Annotated in this window: 18 protein-coding genes; 11 read left to right on the top strand and 7 right to left on the bottom strand. The window is 72.1% G+C overall.

Annotated features, from left to right (window positions below; genetic code table 11):
- Positions 1-211: 211 nt before the first annotated feature.
- Positions 212-1,210 (top strand): TerC family protein, encoded by a 999-nt coding sequence (locus tag AB0B68_RS30645; RefSeq protein ID WP_357200516.1) that lies wholly within the window; start codon positions 212-214, stop codon positions 1,208-1,210.
- Between the two features lie 110 nt (positions 1,211-1,320).
- Here AB0B68_RS30645 and AB0B68_RS30640 read toward each other — a convergent pair whose 3' ends face one another.
- Positions 1,321-2,244 carry an NlpC/P60 family protein gene (locus AB0B68_RS30640; protein ID WP_357264396.1) on the bottom strand — a complete coding sequence of 308 codons (924 nt, stop codon included), beginning with the start codon at positions 2,242-2,244 and terminating at the stop codon, positions 1,321-1,323.
- Positions 2,245-2,303: 59 nt separating this feature from the next.
- Complete coding sequence (locus AB0B68_RS30635; protein WP_357200521.1) at positions 2,304-3,401, bottom strand: dipeptide epimerase; 1,098 nt, start codon at positions 3,399-3,401, stop codon at positions 2,304-2,306.
- Positions 3,402-3,445: 44 nt separating this feature from the next.
- Here AB0B68_RS30635 and AB0B68_RS30630 point away from each other — a divergent pair, with 44 nt between their 5' ends.
- On the top strand, positions 3,446-4,243 hold the full coding sequence (locus AB0B68_RS30630) for a tyrosine-protein phosphatase (protein WP_357264393.1): 798 nt from the start codon (positions 3,446-3,448) through the stop codon (positions 4,241-4,243).
- Here the strand turns inward: AB0B68_RS30630 and AB0B68_RS30625 are convergent.
- The 3 genes from AB0B68_RS30625 to typA form a co-directional block, all read right to left on the bottom strand.
- On the bottom strand, positions 4,212-4,913 hold the full coding sequence (locus AB0B68_RS30625; RefSeq protein ID WP_357264390.1) for a lysoplasmalogenase: 702 nt from the start codon (positions 4,911-4,913) through the stop codon (positions 4,212-4,214). The two genes, AB0B68_RS30630 and AB0B68_RS30625, sit on opposite strands and share 32 nt — an antisense overlap.
- A gap of 75 nt (positions 4,914-4,988) precedes the next feature.
- Positions 4,989-5,840: a serine hydrolase gene (locus AB0B68_RS30620; RefSeq protein WP_357264387.1), complete on the bottom strand. Its 852-nt coding sequence runs from the start codon at positions 5,838-5,840 to the stop codon at positions 4,989-4,991.
- 115 nt (positions 5,841-5,955) lie between these two features.
- Positions 5,956-7,824, bottom strand: coding sequence for a translational GTPase TypA (gene typA / locus AB0B68_RS30615; protein ID WP_357200533.1), 1,869 nt, complete (start codon positions 7,822-7,824; stop codon positions 5,956-5,958).
- 133 nt (positions 7,825-7,957) lie between these two features.
- Between typA and AB0B68_RS30610 the strand changes: the two genes are divergently transcribed.
- Positions 7,958-9,379 (top strand): DedA family protein, encoded by a 1,422-nt coding sequence (locus AB0B68_RS30610; protein ID WP_357264384.1) that lies wholly within the window; start codon positions 7,958-7,960, stop codon positions 9,377-9,379.
- 34 nt (positions 9,380-9,413) lie between these two features.
- Positions 9,414-10,289, top strand: coding sequence for a lytic transglycosylase domain-containing protein (locus AB0B68_RS30605; RefSeq protein ID WP_357264381.1), 876 nt, complete (start codon positions 9,414-9,416; stop codon positions 10,287-10,289).
- Positions 10,290-10,334: 45 nt separating this feature from the next.
- Here the strand turns inward: AB0B68_RS30605 and AB0B68_RS30600 are convergent, their stop codons facing one another.
- Positions 10,335-12,461 (bottom strand): efflux RND transporter permease subunit, encoded by a 2,127-nt coding sequence (locus AB0B68_RS30600; protein WP_357264378.1) that lies wholly within the window; start codon positions 12,459-12,461, stop codon positions 10,335-10,337.
- 123 nt (positions 12,462-12,584) lie between these two features.
- Here AB0B68_RS30600 and AB0B68_RS30595 point away from each other — a divergent pair, with 123 nt between their 5' ends.
- The 5 genes from AB0B68_RS30595 (at position 12,585) to AB0B68_RS30575 (ending at position 17,774) form a co-directional block, all read left to right on the top strand.
- On the top strand, positions 12,585-13,100 hold the full coding sequence (locus AB0B68_RS30595) for a MarR family transcriptional regulator (protein ID WP_357264375.1): 516 nt from the start codon (positions 12,585-12,587) through the stop codon (positions 13,098-13,100).
- A 3-nt stretch (positions 13,101-13,103) separates the two neighbouring features.
- On the top strand, positions 13,104-14,780 hold the full coding sequence (locus AB0B68_RS30590; RefSeq protein WP_357264372.1) for a CocE/NonD family hydrolase: 1,677 nt from the start codon (positions 13,104-13,106) through the stop codon (positions 14,778-14,780).
- Positions 14,781-14,938: 158 nt separating this feature from the next.
- Entirely contained in the window at positions 14,939-15,814 is an 876-nt protein-coding gene (locus AB0B68_RS30585; RefSeq protein WP_355010224.1) for a hypothetical protein, read from the top strand.
- A gap of 107 nt (positions 15,815-15,921) precedes the next feature.
- Positions 15,922-16,497: a helix-turn-helix domain-containing protein gene (locus AB0B68_RS30580; RefSeq protein WP_357200548.1), complete on the top strand. Its 576-nt coding sequence runs from the start codon at positions 15,922-15,924 to the stop codon at positions 16,495-16,497.
- Positions 16,494-17,774 carry an MFS transporter gene (locus AB0B68_RS30575; RefSeq protein WP_357200551.1) on the top strand — a complete coding sequence of 427 codons (1,281 nt, stop codon included), beginning with the start codon at positions 16,494-16,496 and terminating at the stop codon, positions 17,772-17,774. Before AB0B68_RS30580 ends, AB0B68_RS30575 begins: the two co-directional genes overlap by 4 nt.
- A gap of 49 nt (positions 17,775-17,823) precedes the next feature.
- On the opposite strand, the gene AB0B68_RS30570 is transcribed toward AB0B68_RS30575, so the two are convergent.
- A complete protein-coding gene (locus tag AB0B68_RS30570; RefSeq protein WP_007462771.1) occupies positions 17,824-18,027 on the bottom strand; it encodes a cold-shock protein in 204 nt (67 codons plus the stop codon).
- Positions 18,028-18,220: 193 nt separating this feature from the next.
- On the opposite strand from AB0B68_RS30570, the gene AB0B68_RS30565 reads away from it, so the two are divergent.
- Positions 18,221-18,904, top strand: coding sequence for a 50S ribosomal protein L11 methyltransferase (locus AB0B68_RS30565; protein ID WP_357200554.1), 684 nt, complete (start codon positions 18,221-18,223; stop codon positions 18,902-18,904).
- A gap of 100 nt (positions 18,905-19,004) precedes the next feature.
- Positions 19,005-19,613: a VTT domain-containing protein gene (locus AB0B68_RS30560; RefSeq protein ID WP_357200557.1), complete on the top strand. Its 609-nt coding sequence runs from the start codon at positions 19,005-19,007 to the stop codon at positions 19,611-19,613.
- Positions 19,614-19,841: the final 228 nt, after the last annotated feature.

The raw sequence follows: 19,841 nt of genomic DNA, 5'->3' as shown, positions 1-19,841 counted from the left end.
TTGAGGAGGGGAGTATTCCCCCGCAACGGAGTCGTCAGCACGGTCGATCGCCGGAACCACGGTGCCCGACCCGGCCCCGTAGGTCGCCGCCCCCCAGGGGCGGCGGCGGAAGAGACCTCCGACAGTCACCAGAGTGAGCGACAGCGGCACGCCGGCTCCCGCAGGGGCGTACGGTGTGCCCGACGCCGCGTGTCTGCCGGAGGAATGAACGTTGGACGTGTCCGGATTGGTGTGGGCGGGGACGCTTGTCGCACTGACTGCGGTCCTGCTCGTCGACCTGTTGATCATCGGTCGGCGCCCGCACGAGCCGAGTGTGCGGGAGTCGAGCCTCTGGGTCGCCTTCTACGTCGGCCTCGCCCTGCTCTTCGGTGTGGGTGTCTGGCTGACCTCGGGGGCCAGCGCGGCCGGCCAGTTCTACACCGGCTGGCTCACCGAGTACAGCCTCTCGGTGGACAACCTCTTCGTCTTCGTGATCATCATGGCGCGCTTCGGGGTGCCTCGGCAGTACCAGCAGAAGGTGCTGCTCGTCGGCATCGTGCTGGCGCTGGTGATGCGCGGCGGGTTCATCGCCGCGGGTGCGGCGCTGATCACGCAGTTCTCCTGGGTCTTCTACATCTTCGGCGCGTTCCTGATCTACACCGCGGTGAACCTGGCCCGGCAGGGTGAGCCGGACGAGGACGAGTTCTCCGAGAACGTACTGATCCGGTGGAGCCGCAAGGCGTTGCCGATCTCGAAGGACTACGACGGCGCGAAGCTGACCACCCAGGTGGCCGGCAAGCGGCTGTTCACCCCGATGCTGATCGTGATGATCGCGATCGGCACCACCGACCTGATCTTCGCGTTGGACTCGATCCCAGCGATCTTCGGCATCACCCAGGAGCCGTACCTGGTCTTCACCGCGAACGTCTTCGCGCTGATGGGCCTACGGCAGCTCTACTTCCTGCTCGGTGGCCTGCTGGACCGGCTGATCTACCTGAGCTACGGCCTGGCCGTCGTGCTCGGGTTCATCGGGGTCAAGCTGGTGCTGGAGGCACTGGCCGACAACAACCTGCCGTTCATCAACGGTGGCGAGCACGTCGGCTGGGCGCCGCACATCCCGATCTGGTTGTCGCTGCTGGTCATCATCGGCACCCTGGGCATCGCCACCGCCGCGAGCCTGGTGAAGTCCTCCCGGGACCGGCGTCGCGAGTTGGCCGAGGCCCGACACTGACCGGTCCACCGGCCGGGTGCGGACAGGCACCCGGCCGGTGTCGGAAGTGCCGGCCGGCCTGCGCCGGGCCCAGATGCCTGGGCTCCGGCTCGGGTCGACAGAGACCCGCCCTAGACCCGGTGCGCGCCCACCAGTGTGGCGGTCCGGTCTGCCGGCAGTTCCTCTTCGATGACCCGCCGTCGCCGGTAGCAGGCGTGCAGCATCCGGCGTTGGCCGCCGTCGCCGGGGGCGGCGGTGACGATGCCGATGTGGTGGATCTTGCGGCCCGGTCGGGCGAAGAAGTAGAGATCGCCGGGGCGTTCCGCGCCCAACGACAGTGGGGTGGTGGCCACTGCCTGATCGTCGGCGTCGCGGGGCAGCAGCACCCCGAACCGCCGCCAGGCCAGATGCACCAGCCCCGAGCAGTCGATGCCGTGCGCGGAGAGACCGCCCCAGATGTAGACCACGTCCAGCAGGCGCTGTGCCACCGCGAGCGCCTGCGCGGCGGCCGGCGACGCGACCGCCGACGACACGAGGTGGCGGTCGGGCAGCCAGAGCGGGGTGGCCCGACCGGGGACGTGCACCGGCCGCCAGTCGTCGAGCGCGGGGCCGGCCGGGACGAGCCGGGTGCCGACGACGACGCCGGGCAGCACCACCGGCCCGTTCGGGGCGGCGTGCAGCCCGGTGACCGTGGCGTCCACCACCAGCGGGTGGTCGGTGCCGGTGTGGGTCGGGTCGAGAACGGCCAACTGCTCGGCGGGAAGCCAACCCGGGTAGCCGCGGGGATCCAGCTTGGCGGCTGGTTGTTCGACGGCGACGACCCGGGCCCAGCCGTCCGGGCGTACCTCACTGACGAGGACCCGTTCGCCGAGCAGGAGTTGGCTCAGTACGCAGTCGCCGACCTGCTGGTCGGTGTCCATCCCGGAGACCCAGGTCGGGATGTCGACGCCGGCGGTCAGCGCCGGACGGTCGACCGGGCGGACGGCCTCGGGGTAGGTCCACAGTGTCGCCACGGCGACCCGGACGACGGCCTCGCGGCCCGGTTGCAGCTCCACGTCAACCCCCAGATCGTGTCGGCTGTCCAGGGGAACCCTATGAAAGAAACCGACAGCCATCAACCATGGGCCTGCACTTTTGCTTCAGCGAGGCCGGAGATGCCCAGGCCAGGGGCATCCGGCAGAACCACCGTCGCCCCGTCGTAGCGAATGCCGCCCTGCACCGGTGACCAGGCCAGCCACCAGGCGGCGTCCAGGTCGGGAACCGCTGTGGTGCCGTACGCGGCGACCAGGCTCGCGGCCGCCCCGATGCCGACCTGGCTCTCCATCATCGAGCCGACCACAGTGCCGAGGCCGTGCGCGGAGGCCAGGTCGAGGAGGGTGCGGGCCGGGTGCAGTCCACCGCACTTGGCCAGCTTGACGTTGACCAGGTCGGCGGCCCGGCGGCGGATCACCTCCACCAGGTCACGCACCCCGAAGACCGCTTCGTCGGCCAGGATCGGCACGGACACCCGGTCGCTGACCCAGGCCAGCCCGTCCAGGTCCCAGCGGGCCACCGGCTGCTCGACCAACTCCACGTCGAGCCCGGCGTCCTCGATGCCGCGGATCACCCGGACCGCCTCCCGGGGCGTCCAGCCCTGGTTGGCGTCCAGCCGGATCCGGGTGCCGGGGCCGACGGCCGCCCGGACCGCGCGTACCCGGTCCAGGTCACCGGCCGCGTCGGTGCCGACCTTCAACTTGAGCACGCCGAAGCCGTCGGCCTGGCGCTGCCGTGCCGCGGTCGCCAGGTCCACCGCGTCGCCTGCCGCCAGCGTGACGTCCGTCGGGACCCGCAGCGTGGTGCCCCCGAGCAACCGCACCAGGGGTACGCCCAGTCGCCGCGCGGCGAGGTCGTGCAGGGCGACGTCCACCGCCGCCTTCGCGGCCTCGTTGCCGACCACGGCGCGCTGCACCTCGGCGCACCGGGTCACCAGGTCGTCCGGGTCACGGCCGATCAGCCGTGGGCCGAGCAGCTCGCGGACGCACGCCTGCGCCCCGGCGACCGACGCGCCGGTGACCTGCCAGACCTGCGGCGCCTCACCGAAGCCGGACCGGCCGTCGCTGTCGACGAGTTCGACGACCAGGGTGTCCACTGTGGTGGTGCGACGTAGCGCGGTGACGAACGGGGTGTGTAAGGGGGCGGAAACCCGGTGGGTGCGTACCGCCGAGATCGTCATGTCAGGCACCCTATACGGAGGTTCACCTTCGGAGGGGAGACCGCATGACCGGGCAGGGCTGGGAGCTGGTGGGTGCGCCGAACGCGCGTGACCTGGGCGGGCTCGTCGGCGCGGACGGGCGGAGGGTCCGGGTCGGCCAGTTGATCCGCACTCCGGCTCTGGGTCGGCTGACCGACGAGGACCTGCCGGTCCTGGCGAAGCTGGGGCCCGCGTGCGTGGTGGATCTGCGCGACGCCTCGGAAATCGCGGTCGCGCCGGAGGACCGCTTCGCCGGTGAACCACGGGTGGTGCGCCTGCCGGTGCACGACGCGGAGCACCCCGTCTTCACGTACGTCTCGGCGGTGCTGCTCGGACACGACCTGAACGCGTACGCCGAGCTGGCCCGGCAGGGCACGGCGGGAGCGATGGAGGCGATCTACCGCTGGTTCGTCACCGGTGAGTCGGCGCGGGTCGGTTTCGCCGAGGCGGTGCGGCTGGCGTCCCGCCCGGAAAATCTGCCGCTGCTCTACCACTGCTCCGCCGGCAAGGACCGCACCGGTTGGCTGACCGTCATCCTGTTGACGGCGCTCGGGGTGGACGAGGCGGCCGTTCGCGCCGACTACCTGCGCAACAACGACCTGACCGACAGCCTGCGAGCGGTGATCGTCGAGGCGATGCGTCGGCGGAATCCCGAGCTGGACGTCGACGCGGTGGTGCCGGTGCTGGAGGTCCGCGCCGAGTATCTCGACGCCGGTTACGCCGAGGTGCGTCGGGTCCACGGCTCGTTCGACGCGTACCTGCGCGACGGGCTGGGGCTCACCGACTCCGACCTCAGGGCGTTGCGGGCGCAGTTGCTGGAGTGACCGGCGCGTCGGTGGGTGTGCCGGTGCGGGCGGCGCAGCCGGTGACGATCAGTGCCTGGCCGGCGGCGTAGGTCGCCATGACCAGCACCGGCGCGCCGGGTGGTTGGGCCACCTCGGCCACCCCGGCGGCGATCAGCAGGTCGGAGCCGAGGAAGAGCGCCGCGCCGACACCGACCCGCCAGCCCTGGGTGGCGGCGGTGCTGGCCATGGCGGCCAGCGCGATCGCGTAACCGGCCACCGGTATGGCCAGCCCGGCATCGGAGAGCCCGGCCCACATCCAGGTCAGCGCGATGACGGTCAGCGCCGCGTACCCCAGGGGGACGGCGGCCAGCGGCGTACGGCGCAGCGCGGTCGCGGCGCCGCGTCGGGTGAAGGCCGCGAGGTAGCAGAGGTGCGTGCCGAGGAAGCTGGCCATGCCGGCGAGGAACCAGCCGGTGCCGTCGAACATCAGGGCGATGTCGCCGCCGGTGGCGAAGGCCAGCGCGGCGAGCAGCAGCCGGTCCGGTCGGGCCGCGCGTTCGGTGCTGACCCGCCAGAGGTACGCGGCCAGCAGCGGCATCAGCAGCGGCTTGGTGAGCAGGAAGGCCAGGCCGCCGCCGGTGGCGTTGGCCAGCAGGTTCGCGGCCGTCACGACGAGGAAGGCGATCAGCACGGTGCGACTGCGGGGCATCGGCGGCTCCAGGGTGGGGGTGCGAGCAGCGTAGCCGCAGTCGGCGGTGCTGGCATCACCGCCGAGGCTGGCGGGTCAGAGGTGGTGGCGGGCGGCCCAGACCTGCGCCGAGATGTGCGCGAGCAGCAGGCAGGCGTCGTCCTCCACCTGGTCGTCGCCGTCGGCCAGGTCGGTGGTGGTGCAGACGGCGATCAGGTATGGCGGGGCGTCGTCGGGCAGCACCACGCCGGCGGCGTGGCGGACGCCGCGTACCCAACCGTTCTTGTGCGCGATGCGGGTGCCAGTGGGCAGGCCGGCGGCGAGGTCCTCGCGGTGTTCCTGGGCGAGCAGGACGTCCAGCATGGTGGTGCAGGCCGCCGGTGAGGCGAGTGGGCCGGGGGTGTCGGCCCCGGTGGCCAGTGCGCCGAGCAGGGCGGCCAGGTCGGCGGCGGTGACCGTGTTGGTGATGCCGGCCTCGCGGGCGGCGAAGTCCTCGATGCCGCGGCCGGTGACGCTGTTGCGGGCGCCGGCGAGCGCCCAGACCTCGGCGACCGCGGGCAGCCCGACGTGGCCGAGGACAAGGTTGGTGGCGAGATTGCTGGAGCGCACGATCATGCGGTCGGCCAGCCAGCGCAGCGTCGCGGTGCCGCCGATGCGGTCCCAGACCGCGTCGTCGTTGTCGTAGGGCTGCACGTTGGCGAAGCGGGGTGCGCCGGGCTGGGCGGAGGCGAAGTCGTTGACGACCGGGACCGGGGCGTCCAGGTCCAGGGTGCCGGCCTCGGCGGCGCGGTGCAGCGCGGCGAGCACCGCCACCTTCATGGTGCTCGCCGCGTAGTGGCCGGCGTCCGCGTGGCGGGTCCAGGTCGGCGGCGCGTGGAGGCGCCCCACGTACGCGGAGACGGTGCCGGGCACCCCGTCCAGGTGGGCGTCGAGATCATCCCAGGTCATGCCGGTGACCGTAGCGGATCAGGTGCGGGTGGGCTCGCGTACCCGTCGGGGGGAAAGCGACCGGGCGCGCCGACCGCAAGCGGTCGACGCGCCCGGTGCCGGGTGCTGGGGTGGGTCAGCCGGCGTGCTTGCGGCGGGCGGCGGCGCGGCCCCGCTGCTGCTGGTCGAGCACTACCTTGCGGATGCGTACGGCGGTCGGGGTGACCTCGACGCACTCGTCCTCGCGGCAGAACTCCAGGGCCTGCTCGAGGGAGAGCTTGCGCGGCGGGATCAGCTTCTCCGTCTCGTCGGAGGTCGACGCCCGCATGTTGGTGAGCTTCTTCTCCTTGGTGATGTTGACGTCCATGTCGTCGGAGCGGGAGTTCTCCCCGACGATCATGCCCTCGTACACCTCGGTGGTGGGGTCGACGAAGAGCTGGCCGCGTTCCTGAAGGTTGATCATCGCGAAGGCGGTGACCGCGCCGGACCGGTCGGCGACGAGCGAACCGTTGTTGCGGGTACGCAGCTCGCCGAACCACGGCTCGTAGGACTCGAAGACGTGGTGCAGGATGCCGGTGCCCCGGGTGTCGGTGAGGAACTCGGTGCGGAAGCCGATCAGGCCGCGCGCCGGCACCAGCCACTCCATCCGGATCCAGCCGGTGCCGTGGTTGACCAGCTGCTCCATCCGGCCCTTGCGGGTGGCGAGGAGCTGGGTGATCGCGCCCAGGTATTCCTCCGGGGCGTCGATGGTCAGCCGCTCGACCGGCTCGCAGGTCTTGCCGTCGATCTCCCGGGTGACCACCTGCGGCTTGCCGACGGTCAGCTCGTAGCTCTCCCGGCGCATCTGCTCGACCAGGATGGCCAGCGCCAGCTCACCGCGGCCCTGCACCTCCCAGGCGTCCGGCCGCTCGGTCGGCAGGACCCGCAGGGACACGTTGCCGATCAGCTCCTTGTCGAGCCGGTCCTTGACCATCCGCGCGGTGACCTTGGAGCCCTTGACCCGGCCGACCAGCGGCGAGGTGTTGGTGCCGATGGTCATCGAGATGGCCGGCTCGTCAACGGTGATCAGCGGCAGCGCGACCGGGTTCTCGACGTCGGCGAGGGTCTCACCGATCATGATCTCCGGGATGCCGGCGACGGCGATGATGTCGCCCGGGCCGGCGGTCTCGGCCGACGTGCGCTCCAGGCCCTCGGTCATCAGCATCTCGGAGATGCGGACCCGCTGGGTGCTGCCGTCGGTGCGGCACCACGCCACCGTCTGACCCTTGTTGATGGTGCCCTGGCGGACCCGGCACAGCGCGAGCCGGCCGAGGAACGGCGAGGCGTCCAGGTTGGTGACGTGCGCCTGCAACGGCGCGCCGTCCTCGTACGAGGGTGCCGGGATGGTGTCCAGCAGGGTGCGGAACAGCGGCTCCAGGGAGGTGCTGTCGTCGGGCACCGAGCCGTCGGCGGGCTGGGTCAGCGAGGCGATGCCGTCGCGGGCGCAGGCGTAGACGATCGGGAAGTCGATCTGCTCCTCGTCGGCGTCCAGGTCGAGGAAGAGCTCGTAGGTGTCGTCCACGACCTCCTTGATCCGGGCGTCCGGACGGTCCACCTTGTTGATCACCAGGATGATCGGCATCCGGGCCCGCAGCGCCTTGCGCAGCACGAAACGGGTCTGCGGCAGCGGGCCCTCACTGGCGTCGACGAGCAGCACCACACCGTCGACCATGGTCAGGCCGCGCTCCACCTCGCCACCGAAGTCGGCGTGGCCGGGGGTGTCGATGATGTTGATGGTGACCGGGTCGGAGCCGTCGGCCGGCAGGTACCGCACACCGGTGTTCTTGGCCAGGATCGTGATGCCCTTTTCCCGCTCCAGGTCACCGGAGTCCATCACCCGCTCGGTGTTCTCGCCGCGTGCGCCGTACGCGCCGGCCTGCCGCAACATGGCGTCGACCAGGGTGGTCTTGCCGTGGTCGACGTGAGCGATGATGGCGACGTTGCGGAGGTCGGTGCGAAGCTGCATACCCTCTATCCTTCCGCCTGCGCTCGCGCAGGCTGCGTCGGGGTCACCCCCAGGTGCCCCTGATCTATGGTGAAACCGCTGTGCCGGTGGTTCCCCCGGCTGGCATGCTGGCTCCCGTGTCCTGGGGGCCTGAGTGCACGACCTGCTGACCTGGGTGCAGGGTCTGCCCACCCTGTGGATCTACCTGGTCGCCGCGCTGATCGTGGCGGGCGAGACCGCGGTGATCTTCGGCCTGCTCGTGCCGGGTGAGGCTACCCTGCTGCTCGTCGGCTTCCTCACCTACAACGGTACCTTGCGGCTCGGGCCGGCGTTGCTCGCGATGATCGTCGCGGCGGTCCTCGGCGATGGGCTGGCCTTTCGGGCCGGGCGGCGGTACGGCTCCCGGCTGCGCGCCGGGCTGGGTCACCGGGTCGGGCCGCAGCGGTGGGCCCGCGCCGACGCCATGCTGGCCCGCCTGGGTGGGCGGGGGGTGTTCGCCGCCCGATGGGTGGCTTTCGCCCGAACCCTGGTGCCCCGGCTGGCCGGTGCGGCCGGTATGCCGTACCGGCGGTTCGCCCTCTGGAACCTGGCCGGGGTGGTGACCTGGGTGGGCGGCTCGGTGCTGCTCGGTCACCTCGCCGGTGAGTCGTACGACACGGTCTCCCGGCTCCTGGGCCGGGCCACCGGGGTGGCGTTCCTGCTGCTGGCCGGCCTGGTGGGTGTGGTGCTCGTGGGTCGGTGGCTGGGCCGCAACCCCGACCCGGCGCGCGCGCTGCTGTCCCGGGCCGGCGCTCTGCCCCCGGTGCGGTGGCTCACCGCCCGCTACGGGGTGCTGTTCTTCCTGGTTGCCATGCGGATCGGCCCGGCCTGGACGCTGCTGCTCAATCTGGCCGCCGGGTTGCTGCTCCTGTTCGCCGCCGGGCTCGCCATCGCCGGTCTGCTCGCGCTGGCGGTCCGCAACAGTGGTCTGGCCGCGCTGGACGGCGCTGTCGCGGGGTGGTTCGCGGCTCGGCGTACCCCGGACGCCGCCGACGCCACACTGGTCGTGGTGTCGGTGGTACGCGGGTCGGTGCTGATCCTGTTGGTGGCGCTGGTGGCGGCGGTGCTGGCGTGGCGCAACCGACCCTGGCGTGCTGATCTGCTCAGCGTGGTCGGTACGGCGGGCGCGTTCGTGCCGCTGGTGGTGCTGGCCGTGGTGGCCGAGCTGACCGGCCCGCACGGGACCGCCCCGGGCGGCGGTGAGGTGGCTGCGCTCTCCACCCAGAGCGCCGTGGTCGCCGCGAGTTTCTGCACCCTGGCGTGGCTGGTGTCGCGCAGCGCCCGCTGGCCGGTGGCGGTGGCTGCCTGGACCGCCGCTGCGGCGGGGGTGCTCGGGATCGGCGGCGCGCGGCTCTATCTCGGACTGGAAACGGCGAGCGGGACGGCCGCGGCGGTGCTGCTCGGGGTGCTCTGGACCGTGGTGTTCATGGTCGCCTGGGCGACCCGGGACCGTGCGGTGGGCAATGGTCAGTCCCCGGTGGACCAGGCCCCCCGGCGGCCGTCGCAGGGGCAACGCCGCCCGGTCGAACCTTGTTAGGGTGCGGCGACAATCACACGGGGGAGGCAAAGGCATGGTTCGACGCACCGATCGGCTGGGCGCCGCAGTGCTCGCCGGGCTTGTGCTGGCGGGCGCGCTCGTCGGCTGCGCCGCCAAGGGGGAGAGCCCATCGGGCGTGGCCGCGCCGGTCGCCATCACCGACGGGCCGACCGATGCCCCGTCCGACGAGGTCGACGGGGAGCCGAGCCCGTCGGTGAGCGCCGTGGAATCGATGGGTTCCGCGCCGAGTCGGAGCGCTACCCCGAAGCCGAAGACGACGAAGAAGCCGACCCGGGCGGCGCCGAAGCCGCGCCCGGTGCCGAAGCCGCCCACCGAGACCGAGGTTCCCCCGGCGCCGCCGAAGCCGGCGCCGAGCTCCTGCAAGCCGACCTACAAGGGCAGCCAGGCGTCCCGGTCCGAGGTGAAGGCGGCGCTGACCGATGCGGCCAGCCGCACCTACTGGCCGGTGTCGGCCCCCGACATCAAGATCCCGCTCAACCTGCTCAAGGCCACCGCGTGGCAGGAGAGCGGCTGGCAGTCCAACATCTACGCCTGCGACGGTGGAGTCGGGCTGTTGCAGGTGATGCCGGACACCGCGACGTGGATGAACCAGCGGTTCGAGAAGAGCTACAAGATCGACGCGTACCAGGACAACGCCTACCTCGGCGCCACCTACCTGGCCTGGGCGACGAAGTACATCGGCGACATGTACTTCGAGTCAGACTTCCGGCTCGACCCGGCACTGTGCACCAGCGAGCTGAATTCCTGCCTGCTCAACGCCGTCATCGCCGCGTACAACTTCGGGCACGGTGCGGTGGCTCAGGAGGGGAAGCCGCTGACGATCCCCAACCCGTCGTACGTGCGCAACGTGCGGGCACTGATGAACGAGTGCGTCTGCCTGGCGTACTGACCCTCGCCGGGGCCGTGGCGGGTTCGCCGCGGCCCGACGGGTCGGTCAGTCGTGTGCGGCGACCGGCTCGGGCGAGCGCGGGGTGGCCTGCGCCGGGTCGGGCGTGATGCGGCCGGGCCACCAGAAGCGGTCGCCGAGCAGGAACGCCAGCGCCGGCACCAGGACCGTCCGGACCAGCAGGGTGTCGAGCAGCACACCGATGCAGACGATGATCCCGATCTGGGTCAGGGTGATCAGCGGCAGCACACCGAGCACGGCGAAGACCGCGGCCAGCAGCACTCCGGCGCTGGTGATCACACCGCCGGTGACCCGCAGGGCGGAGAGCATCCCGGCGCGGGTGCCGGCGCTGCGCGCGTCCTCCCGGGCCCGGGTGACCAGGAAGATGTTGTAGTCCACCCCGAGCGCCACCAGGAACACGAAGGCGAGCAGCAGCACACCGCTGTCCAGCGCCGGGAAGCCCAGCACGTGGTCGAAGAGCAGCCAGGCCGCGCCGAGGCTGGCGAAGTACGAGGCGATCACGGTGAGCACCAGCAGCAGCGGCGCGAGCAGACCGCGCAGCAGCAGCACGAGCACGGCGCCGACCAGCAGCAGGATGATCGGCAGGATGAGCCGCAGGTCCCGGTCGTTGGCCTCGTCGGAGTCGTACGTGGCGGCCACGGAGCCACCGACGATCGCCCCGGACGGGGCGTCGGCGCCCGCGGCGGCCGGCGGCGCGGAGTCGGGAACGGCGGCGACCGCCGCGCGCAGCGCCTCGATCGCGCGGTCCGAGGCGGTGGTGCCGGGTTCGGCGTCGAGGACCACGTCGACCTGGGCGACGGCCGCGCCGGCGTCGCCGGGGCGCGCCGAGGCGACACCGGGTACCGCTGTGGCGGCGTCGGTGACCGCCCGCACCGCCGCCGGGGTGGTGATCACGGCGACGGGCTGGGTGCTGCCGGCGGGGAAGGCCCTGGCCAGGGTCTGTGCGCCGGTCACCGCCTCGGGCTCGGCCCGGAACTGTTCGGTCTCGGACAGGCCGGTACGGATGCCGAGCCCACCCAGCGCCAGGCCGCCGAGCAGCACAGTGGCCAGCGTCGCGACCACCACCGGGCGGCGTTGCACGGCGGCGCCGAGTCGACCCCAGAGCCGACCCTCGCGTACCGGGCCGCCGACCCGGGGCACGAACGGCCAGAACAGGCCCCGACCGAAGAGCACCAGCACGGCGGGGAGCACGAACAGGGCCGAGAGCATGGCGAAGACCACACCGGTGGCGCAGGCCACGGCCAGCGCCCGGTTGGTTTCCTGCTCGCTGAGCAGCAGGGTGAGCACGCCGAGCACGACGGTGCCGCCGCTGGCGAGGATCGGCTCCGCGGTGCGGCGCAACGCGGAGCGCATCGCCGCGAACCGGTCCTCCTCGCGGCGCAGCTCCTCCCGGTAGCGGGCGATGAGCAGCAGCGCGTAGTCGGTGGCGGCGCCGAAGACCAGCACGCTGGCGATGCCGGTGACCTGACCCTGCTGGAGGTTGATGCCGACACCCGGCACGATGACGTCCACCGCGCGCAGGGTGAGCTGCTCGGTGGCGGCGACCACGACCAGCGGCACGATCCACAGGAACGGGCTGCGGTACGTGATCAGCAGCAGCAGCGCGACCACGGCGGCGGTCACCACGAGCAGGGTGACGTCGGCGCCGTCGAACACCGAGGAGAGGTCGGCGGTGAACGCCGGGGAGCCGGTCACCTCGGCGGTCAGCCCGTCGGGCAGGTCCGCCAGGGTGGCGCGCAGCTGGGTCACCGCGTCGGTGACGACCTCCTGCCCGCCGGCGGTGTCCAGCGGCACGGCGACCAGGGCCACCGCGCCGTCCGGGGAGACCTGGGCGGGGCTGATCTGCCCACCCACCGCGAAGCGGCGCAGGTCGTCGGCGCGAGCGCCGACGGTCGCCCGGTCGGTTTCGCTCAGCGCGCCGCCGTCACCGCGACTGATCACCACGATGGCCGGCTGCACGTCGCTGGAGGGCAGCTGATCCTGCAGGCGTTGCACCTGGGTCGACTGCCACTGCACGGACAGGCCGGTGGCGGAGACCGGCGCCGGGTTGTCCGGCTGGGGTGTCCCGAAGACGGCAGCGCCCACGACGATCGCGGCGGCCACTGTGAGCCAGGCGGCCAGCCGGCCACGAGCGACTCTGGTGAACACAGACATCAGGTGACCTCAAGGTCCTTCGGAAGTCGAGTATCTTGATAGCCGAGATTATCCGGGGCTGTTCTATGCTGCAACCCGGGGGATCAACGACGGGAAGAGCGGCGCGAGGTGGCGACTCACGGCATGTACCGACGGCGCGACACGCGCCGCGAGCAGCTGGCCGCGGAGATCACCAACAACCTCCGGCGGTACGCGGTGGACGCCCAGCAGGTCGGCCACGCCTTCGCCAACCTGCACGGCCTCAACCCGACCGACCTTCAGGCGTTGATCGCGGTGATGGACGCCGAGCTGCTCGGTGACCCGATCACCCCCGGCCGTCTCGGCGAGCACCTGAACCTCTCCTCCGGCTCGGTCACGGCCCTGATCGACAGGCTGGAACGGGCCGGGCACATCCGCCGCGACCGGGACACCGTCGACCGGCGCAAGGTGCTGCTGCACTACGCCGACCAGGGCGCCGCGCTGGCCATGGAGTTCTTCCGGCCGCTGGGCGCCCGTACCGACACGGTGATGGACCGCTTCAGCGAGGACGAGCTGGAGGTGGTGCACCGGTTCATGGAGGAGATGAGCGAGTCGCTGCGCGGGCACCGCGACGCGGTGCGCGCCACCCGGCCGGAGTCACCCCGGCGCCCGACGGGCTGACCGGTGCCGCACCTCGTCACCCGCCTCGCCAGCGCCGCGCTGCGCCTAACCCCGACCCGCCCCGGCCCGGTGCGGGTCAGCCGTGACCTCGCGGTGCGGGCCCGCGACGGCGTGGTGCTGCGCACCGACCACTACGCCCCGGCCGTCCGCGCTGCGCCGACAGTGCTGATCCGCACCCCCTACGGGCGGGGTGGGCCGCTGCGGCTGCTCGGTCGGCTGCTCGCCGCCCGGGGTCGACACGCGGTGATCCAGTCGTGCCGGGGCACCGGCGGCTCCGGTGGAACGTTCGCCCCGCTGGTGCACGAGCGCGACGACGGCGCGGACACGCTGGACTGGCTGCGTCGCCAGCCCTGGTGGTCCGGGCAACTCGGCATGTTCGGGGTCAGCTACCAGGGCTTCGCCCAGTGGGCCCTGGCCGCCGACGCCGATGAGGAGCTGCGCGCCATGGTCGCGGTGGTGACCGCCTCGGCCACCCGCGACTCGACGTACGCGGGGGAGTCCTTCGCCCTGGACACCGTGCTGACCTGGGCGGAGCTGCTGCACGCGCAGACCGTGCCGTGGCTGGCCCGGCAATGGGAACTCAAACGTGGGCAACCCCGGCTGGCCGCCGCGCTGGAGCACCTCCCGCTGGCCGAGGCTGACCGGGTGGCCACCGGCGTGACCATCCCGTTCTTCCAGGAGTGGCTACGCCACCACACACCGCAGGCCGCTTACTGGCGGACTCGGGTCTTCGCCGACCAGGTCGCGAAGGTGCGGGCGCCGGTGGTCATGGTCACCGGTTGGCACGACATCTTCCTGCCCGCCCAGCTCGACGACCACGCCGTGCTGCGCGCCGCCGGCACACCGCCGCGCCTGGTCATCGGCCCATGGACGCATGGCAGCCCCGGGCTGTTCGTGGGCGCGCTGCGCGAGGGGTTGGCCTGGCTCGACGAGCATCTGCCGGCCACGACCCGATCGCGCGGCCCGGCGGGACCAGCCCGGCCGCCCGTGTGCATCCACGTCGGCGGTGCCGGCGGCGGCTGGCGGGACCTGCCGGACTGGCCACCCCCGGCAATCCAGACCGCCTGGCACCTGCAACCCGGTGGCGCGCTGGCGGCACGCACACCTGTCGTGTCGACACCGGACGCGTTCCGCTACGACCCCGCCGACCCCACCCCGTCGCTCGGCGGTCCACTGCTCGTCGCCCAACGGGCCGGCCCGGTCGACAACCGGCGGGTCGAGGCCCGCCCCGACGTGCTGACCTACACCAGCGCCCCGCTGGCCGCGCCGGTCGAGGTGATCGGCCCGGTCCGCGCCGAGATCCACCTGCGCAGCGATCTGCCCTACCTGGACGTGTTCGTTCGTCTGTGCGACGTGGACCGCCGGGGTCGCTCGTGGAACGTGTGCGACGGTCTGGTGCGGGTCACGCCCGAGCGCTTCCCGGCCGACCCTTCCGGGGCGCTGCGGATTCCGGTGCCGCTCTGGCCGACCGCGTACCGCTTCGCCGCCGGGCACCGACTGCGGGTGCAGGTCTCCGGCGGCGCCCATCCACGGTGGGCGCGCAACCCCGGCACCGGCGAGCCGCTCGGCACGGCGGTGACGCTACGTGCCGGTTGGCGGCAGGTTCTGCACGACCCGGCGCACCCCTCGGCGCTGCTGCTGCCGATCGTCCACTCTGCCCCGCACCAACCTCCAATCTGAACAGACCCCTCCTGAGCTGGGCGTTTACCGAAAATGCGGGCTATGGTGGAGTCAACGCCCGGCGCCGTGCACCAGTAGGCCGGGCTCGCCCGAAGCCCAGCACCGCGTACGCGGTGTGACGTCGTGCCCGGTCCCCGCCTCTCGGAAAGGGGGACCCCATGACCCGGGCCCCGGCTAACCTTCTGGCCGTCCGAAGTCTGCTCCTCACTCACCTCGACAACGCTCCCGGGCCCGACGACCTGGATCCGGGCGAGGTCGGCATCGTCGGTGACTCGTCCCACCGGGGCGGCTACCACTGCGGATCGGACCGGGTGGTCCCCAACGACTACTCGGTGGTCGAGTCGCCTCGGGACCGGGCCGGGCTGACCCTCGACGCGGCGGCGCTGGACGTCGGACAGTTCGATGTCCGTTCCGGTGGCCGATCGAACACCCTGCCCAGCTTCTCGGTCTGGTGCGTGGCGCAGTGCGCCGCGAACGCGGCCGACACCCGGGACATCCGGGAGATCATCTACAGCCCCGACGGCAGCACTGTGAAGCGGTGGGATCGCCTCGGTAAGCGCACCACCGGCGACAGCTCACACCGTTGGCACACCCACTTCAGCTTCTTTCGCGACGCCATCAAGGCGGGCCGCGACCAGCGGCCCCTGTTCCGCCGCTACCTCAGTTCCATCGGACTCCTGGAGGACGACGACATGACCCCCGAAGAGCACAACTGGCTGGCCACCGTCCACAAGAACCTCACCGTCCTGGACGGCCGCAACCCGATCGGGCAGATCTACACCCGGATGGCGATGGGTGAGGACGCCACCGTTCCGAACTTCAGGTCGGCCCACCCGACCCTGAAGTCGCTCGGTTTGCAGGTCACCGCCCTGCAGGCCGCGCTGACGGAGTTGTCCAACCGGGACTTCACCGACGAGGAGGCGATCATCCAGGGCGTGCTGGCCGGGCTGACCCCGGAGGAGATCGCCGCCGCGATCCCGCCCACGATCGCCAAGCAGGTGGCCGACGAGTTGGCCCGCCGGCTCGTCGCCTGAGCGAGGGGCGGTTCGTAGCCGCCGGGCCGCCCCTCTTGACGCAATCCGCAACGACTGTTGGGCAATAAGTGTTGCGCAACAGTCGTTGCGGATGTCAGGCTGTCGACATGAACAGCCCCGACGTACGCCAGGTCACCGACTCCCGGGTGCTGGCCGCCATGTCCCACCCGCTGCGCCGCCGGCTGATGGACGTGTTCAAGGTCCACGGGCCCTCCACCGTCGGGCTGCTCGCCGAGCGCACCGACCAGGCCCCCGCGAACGTCAGCCACCACCTCAAGGTCCTCGCCGCCGCCGACCTGGTCGCCGAGGCGCCCGAACTGGCCCGGGACCGGCGCGAGCGGTGGTGGCGCCTGGTGACCAGGGGGTTGCGCTGGTCCAACGCCGACTTCGACGCCGACCCGGCCTCCCGCGCGGTCGCCGACGCCGCCACCTCGCTCAACCTCGACCGGCACGTCGCACTGGCCCGGGCCTGGCACGCCGCCGATGAGGCCGAGCAGGCATCCTGGCGCGACGCCGCGTTCTCCACCGACCACTGGCTGCGCCTAACGCCCGAGGAACTGGCCGAGCTGAGCCGCGAGATGATCGGCATCCTCTCGCGCTGGGCCAACCGGGACCTGCCCGACGACGACGCCGAGCGCCGACCGGTCTTCGTGTTCGTCCACGGCGTGCCGGCGCGACCGTGACCGCCGCCACCCGCAGCGACCCGACCCCCGTGCGCCGTGCCGGCGGGCTGCTGCGGCACCGCGACTTCCGGCTGCTCTGGGCCGGCCAGGCGGTCAGCAGCGTCGGCAGCAACGTGACCACTGTCGCGCTGCCCCTGGTCGCGGTCGCCGTCCTCGACGCCGGCACCTTCCAGGTGGCGGTGCTCACGGCCGCGGCCTGGCTGCCCTGGCTGCTGATCGGCCTGCCGGCCGGCGCGTGGGTCGACCGGCTGCCCCGCCGACCGGTGATGGTGATCTGCGACCTGCTCTGCGCGGTGGCCTTCCTCAGCGTGCCGCTGGCCGCCGTGCTGGGCCGGCTCACCGTCGCGCAACTGCTGGTGGTTGCCCTCAGCGCGGGCGCCGCGCGGGTCTTCTTCGAAACCGCCGACCAGGTCTACCTGCCGGTGCTGCTGCGACCCGGGCAACTGCCGGAGGGCAACGCCAAGCTCCAGGCAACCCAGACCGCGAGCTACGTCGTCGGACCCGGCCTCGCCGGTCTGATCGCCCAGCTCGTCGGCGCCGTCGCCGCACTGCTGCTGGACGCGCTCACATTCCTGCTCTCCGCGATGTTCCTGTTGCGGATCCGCACCCGCGAACCGCGCGTACGACCCTCGCAGCGGTCCCGATCGCTGCGTCGGGACATCACCGAAGGGCTGCGTTTCGTCATCAGGGACCCGTACCTGCGGGTGCTCACGCTCTTCGGCGCGGCCAGCAACATCGGGCTGACCGGCTACCAGGCCGTCCTGGTGGTCTTCCTGGTCCGTGAACTGCGTCTCGAACCGGGCCTGGTGGGTGGGCTCGTCGGTGTCATGAGCGCCGGCGGGATCATCGGCGCGCTGCTCGCCACCACTGTGGCCCGGCGCTGCGGCACCGCAAGGGCGGTGTTGATCGGGGCGGCGCTCACCGGCCCGCCCGCGCTGCTCATCCCGCTCGCCGCGCCCGGCGTCGGGCTGGCCTGGCCAGCCCTCGGGGGCCTGCTGATCGGTCTCGGGGTGGCCATCGGCAACGTGGTCAAGGGTGCCTTCCGGCAGACCTACACGCCGCACCACCTGCTGGGCCGAGTGACGGTGAGCATGCATCTGCTCAACTACGGCACGATCCCGCTGGCGGCCGTGCTGGCCGGTGCCATCGGCGCACGTTACGGCGTCGAGACGGCAATTGTCGTGATGACCGCCTGGCTGGCGCTCACCCCGTTGATTCTGCTTGTCGGACCAATCCGGAGGCGGCGGGACCTGCCCGCCGCCCCGGCGGCGTCTTGAGTGCGCTGCGACGGCGGCCGGAGAACCGGCCGCCGTCACCGGCACGGAGCTACATCGGGCGGACGTTGTCCGCCTGCGGACCCTTCTGCCCCTGGGTCACCTCGAACTCGACCTTCTGGCCCTCGTTGAGCTCCCGGTAGCCGCTCGAAGCGATGGCGGAGTAGTGGACGAACACGTCCGGCCCTCCACCGTCCTGCTCGATGAAGCCGAAGCCCTTTTCCGAGTTGAACCACTTAACCGTGCCGGTTGCCATGCATCTCTCCCTGTTCAAAGCGGCTGACCCTCGGCCTGTGGCCGATGATCGCCCGTACCTGTTCGACAGTAACGGGCAAAACCCCGATCCGCTGGCCGAAGTGCCGTAGGTATTTGACTGAACTCGGGTGAACTCTGCGCGGCGGCATGTGAAACCCGCCCCGACCAACCGTCGCTGCGGCATGCTTGCGCCGATGAGTGATGCCGCAGCCGACGCGCTGACCGAGCTGGAACGCGAAATTCACGCGCCCGGTGCTGGTCTGGACCGGCTCCGGTTGATGCCCACCCCGTTCGTCCCCGAGGTGCGGCTGCACCTGGCCGAGGACGCGATCGTCTGGTGGGCCCGGATGGAGGCCGCCGCCGGACGCGCGCTGCCCGCGCCGTACTGGGCGTCCGCCTGGGCCGGGGGACAGGCCCTGGCCCGCCACCTCCTGGACCACCCGGAGCTGGCCGCCGGTCGCCGGGTGCTCGACCTCGCCGCCGGGTCCGGGCTGGTAGCCATCGCCGCCGCGCTCGCCGGCGCCGCGGAGGTGATCGCCAACGACATCGACCCGTACGCCGTCGCCGCCGTCACCCTCAACGCGCGGGCCAACCACGTCGCCGTCGACGCCACCGGGGACGACCTGCTCGACAGCACCGAAGCGAAGGTCGACCTGGTCGTCGCCGGAGACGTCTTCTACGACCGCGCGATGGCCGACCGGATGCTGCCCTTCCTGCAGCGGGCCGCCGCCGCAGGTGCCGACGTGCTGGTCGGCGACCCCGGCCGCGGGCACCTGCCGACGGACCGCCTGACCGTGCTGGCCGACTACCCGGTACCCACCACCGAACCGTCGGTCGACTCGTCGCTACGCCACGTGCAGGTGCTGCGCCCCGCCTGAGGCGCACCCCGACTCAGGGGCGACCCCGAGGCGGATACCAGGGGTCACTGGGGGCTACGACCGGATGTCCGAAGTGGCACCACGGCCATAGCGTCGACGCATGACGCAATGGCTGGCCCAGATCGGAGAACTACCGGTTCTGCTGCTGATGGGCGCGCTCGGGCTCGTCATGCTCTTCGACGCCGTACCCCTGCTGGGTGTCCTGGTCCCCGGCGACGTCGCGATCCTCGCCGCCGTCGGCGTGGGCCGCCCGAGCACCGGGCTGGCCACCTTCACCGCGGTGCTGATCGGTTGCCTGGCCGGATGGTCACTGAGCTTCCTGGTCGGCCGTCGCTACTCCGACCGACTGCGCGACAGCCGCGTCGGTGGCTGGATCGGCGAGGCCCGCTGGACAGCGGCCGAAGGAATCCTGCGTCGCGGCGGCGGCCGGATGATGGTGGTCGCGCCGTTCCTGCCGGTCTTCAACGCGCTACTGCCACTGGCCGCCGGCGGGCTGCGGATGTCGTACCGCCGATTTCTCGGCTGCGCGACGATCGGCGCGGCCGCCTGGGCCGGTCTCTACCTCGCCCTGGGCACCGCGTCACGGTCGGTGGCCGCGCTGCTGCCGGGCGACCCCAGCCCTCTGCTGGTCACGATGGGGGTCGGGCTGGTGTTGGCTTCCGTCGCGTTGCTGGGGGCGCGGCGGCGGTTGTTCGCCGTCGTGAGCTGAGGCTGTTCTTCGCTCTGGGGGGTGTGGGGGGCCCTGGGGCCGGGTTGCGGTGAGGTCGGGGGGCCTGCGCCGTGCCCGGCTCTGGGGCGGGGTTGCGGTGGGGGCGGGGGGCCTGCGTCGTGCCCGGCTCTGGGGCCGGGTTGCGGTGGGTGGGGGCGGGGGCCCGCCGTGCCCGGCTCCGGGCGGTCAGGCTTGAAGATCGGAGGAGCGGCGGGTAGGGAAAGTGGG

The sequence above is a fragment of the Micromonospora sp. NPDC049049 genome, assembly GCF_040649115.1.
In the GTDB taxonomy this organism is placed as follows: Bacteria; Actinomycetota; Actinomycetes; order Mycobacteriales; family Micromonosporaceae; genus Micromonospora.
Note: the sequence above shows the minus strand (reverse complement) of the source record. Positions and strands in the feature narration are given on the sequence as shown.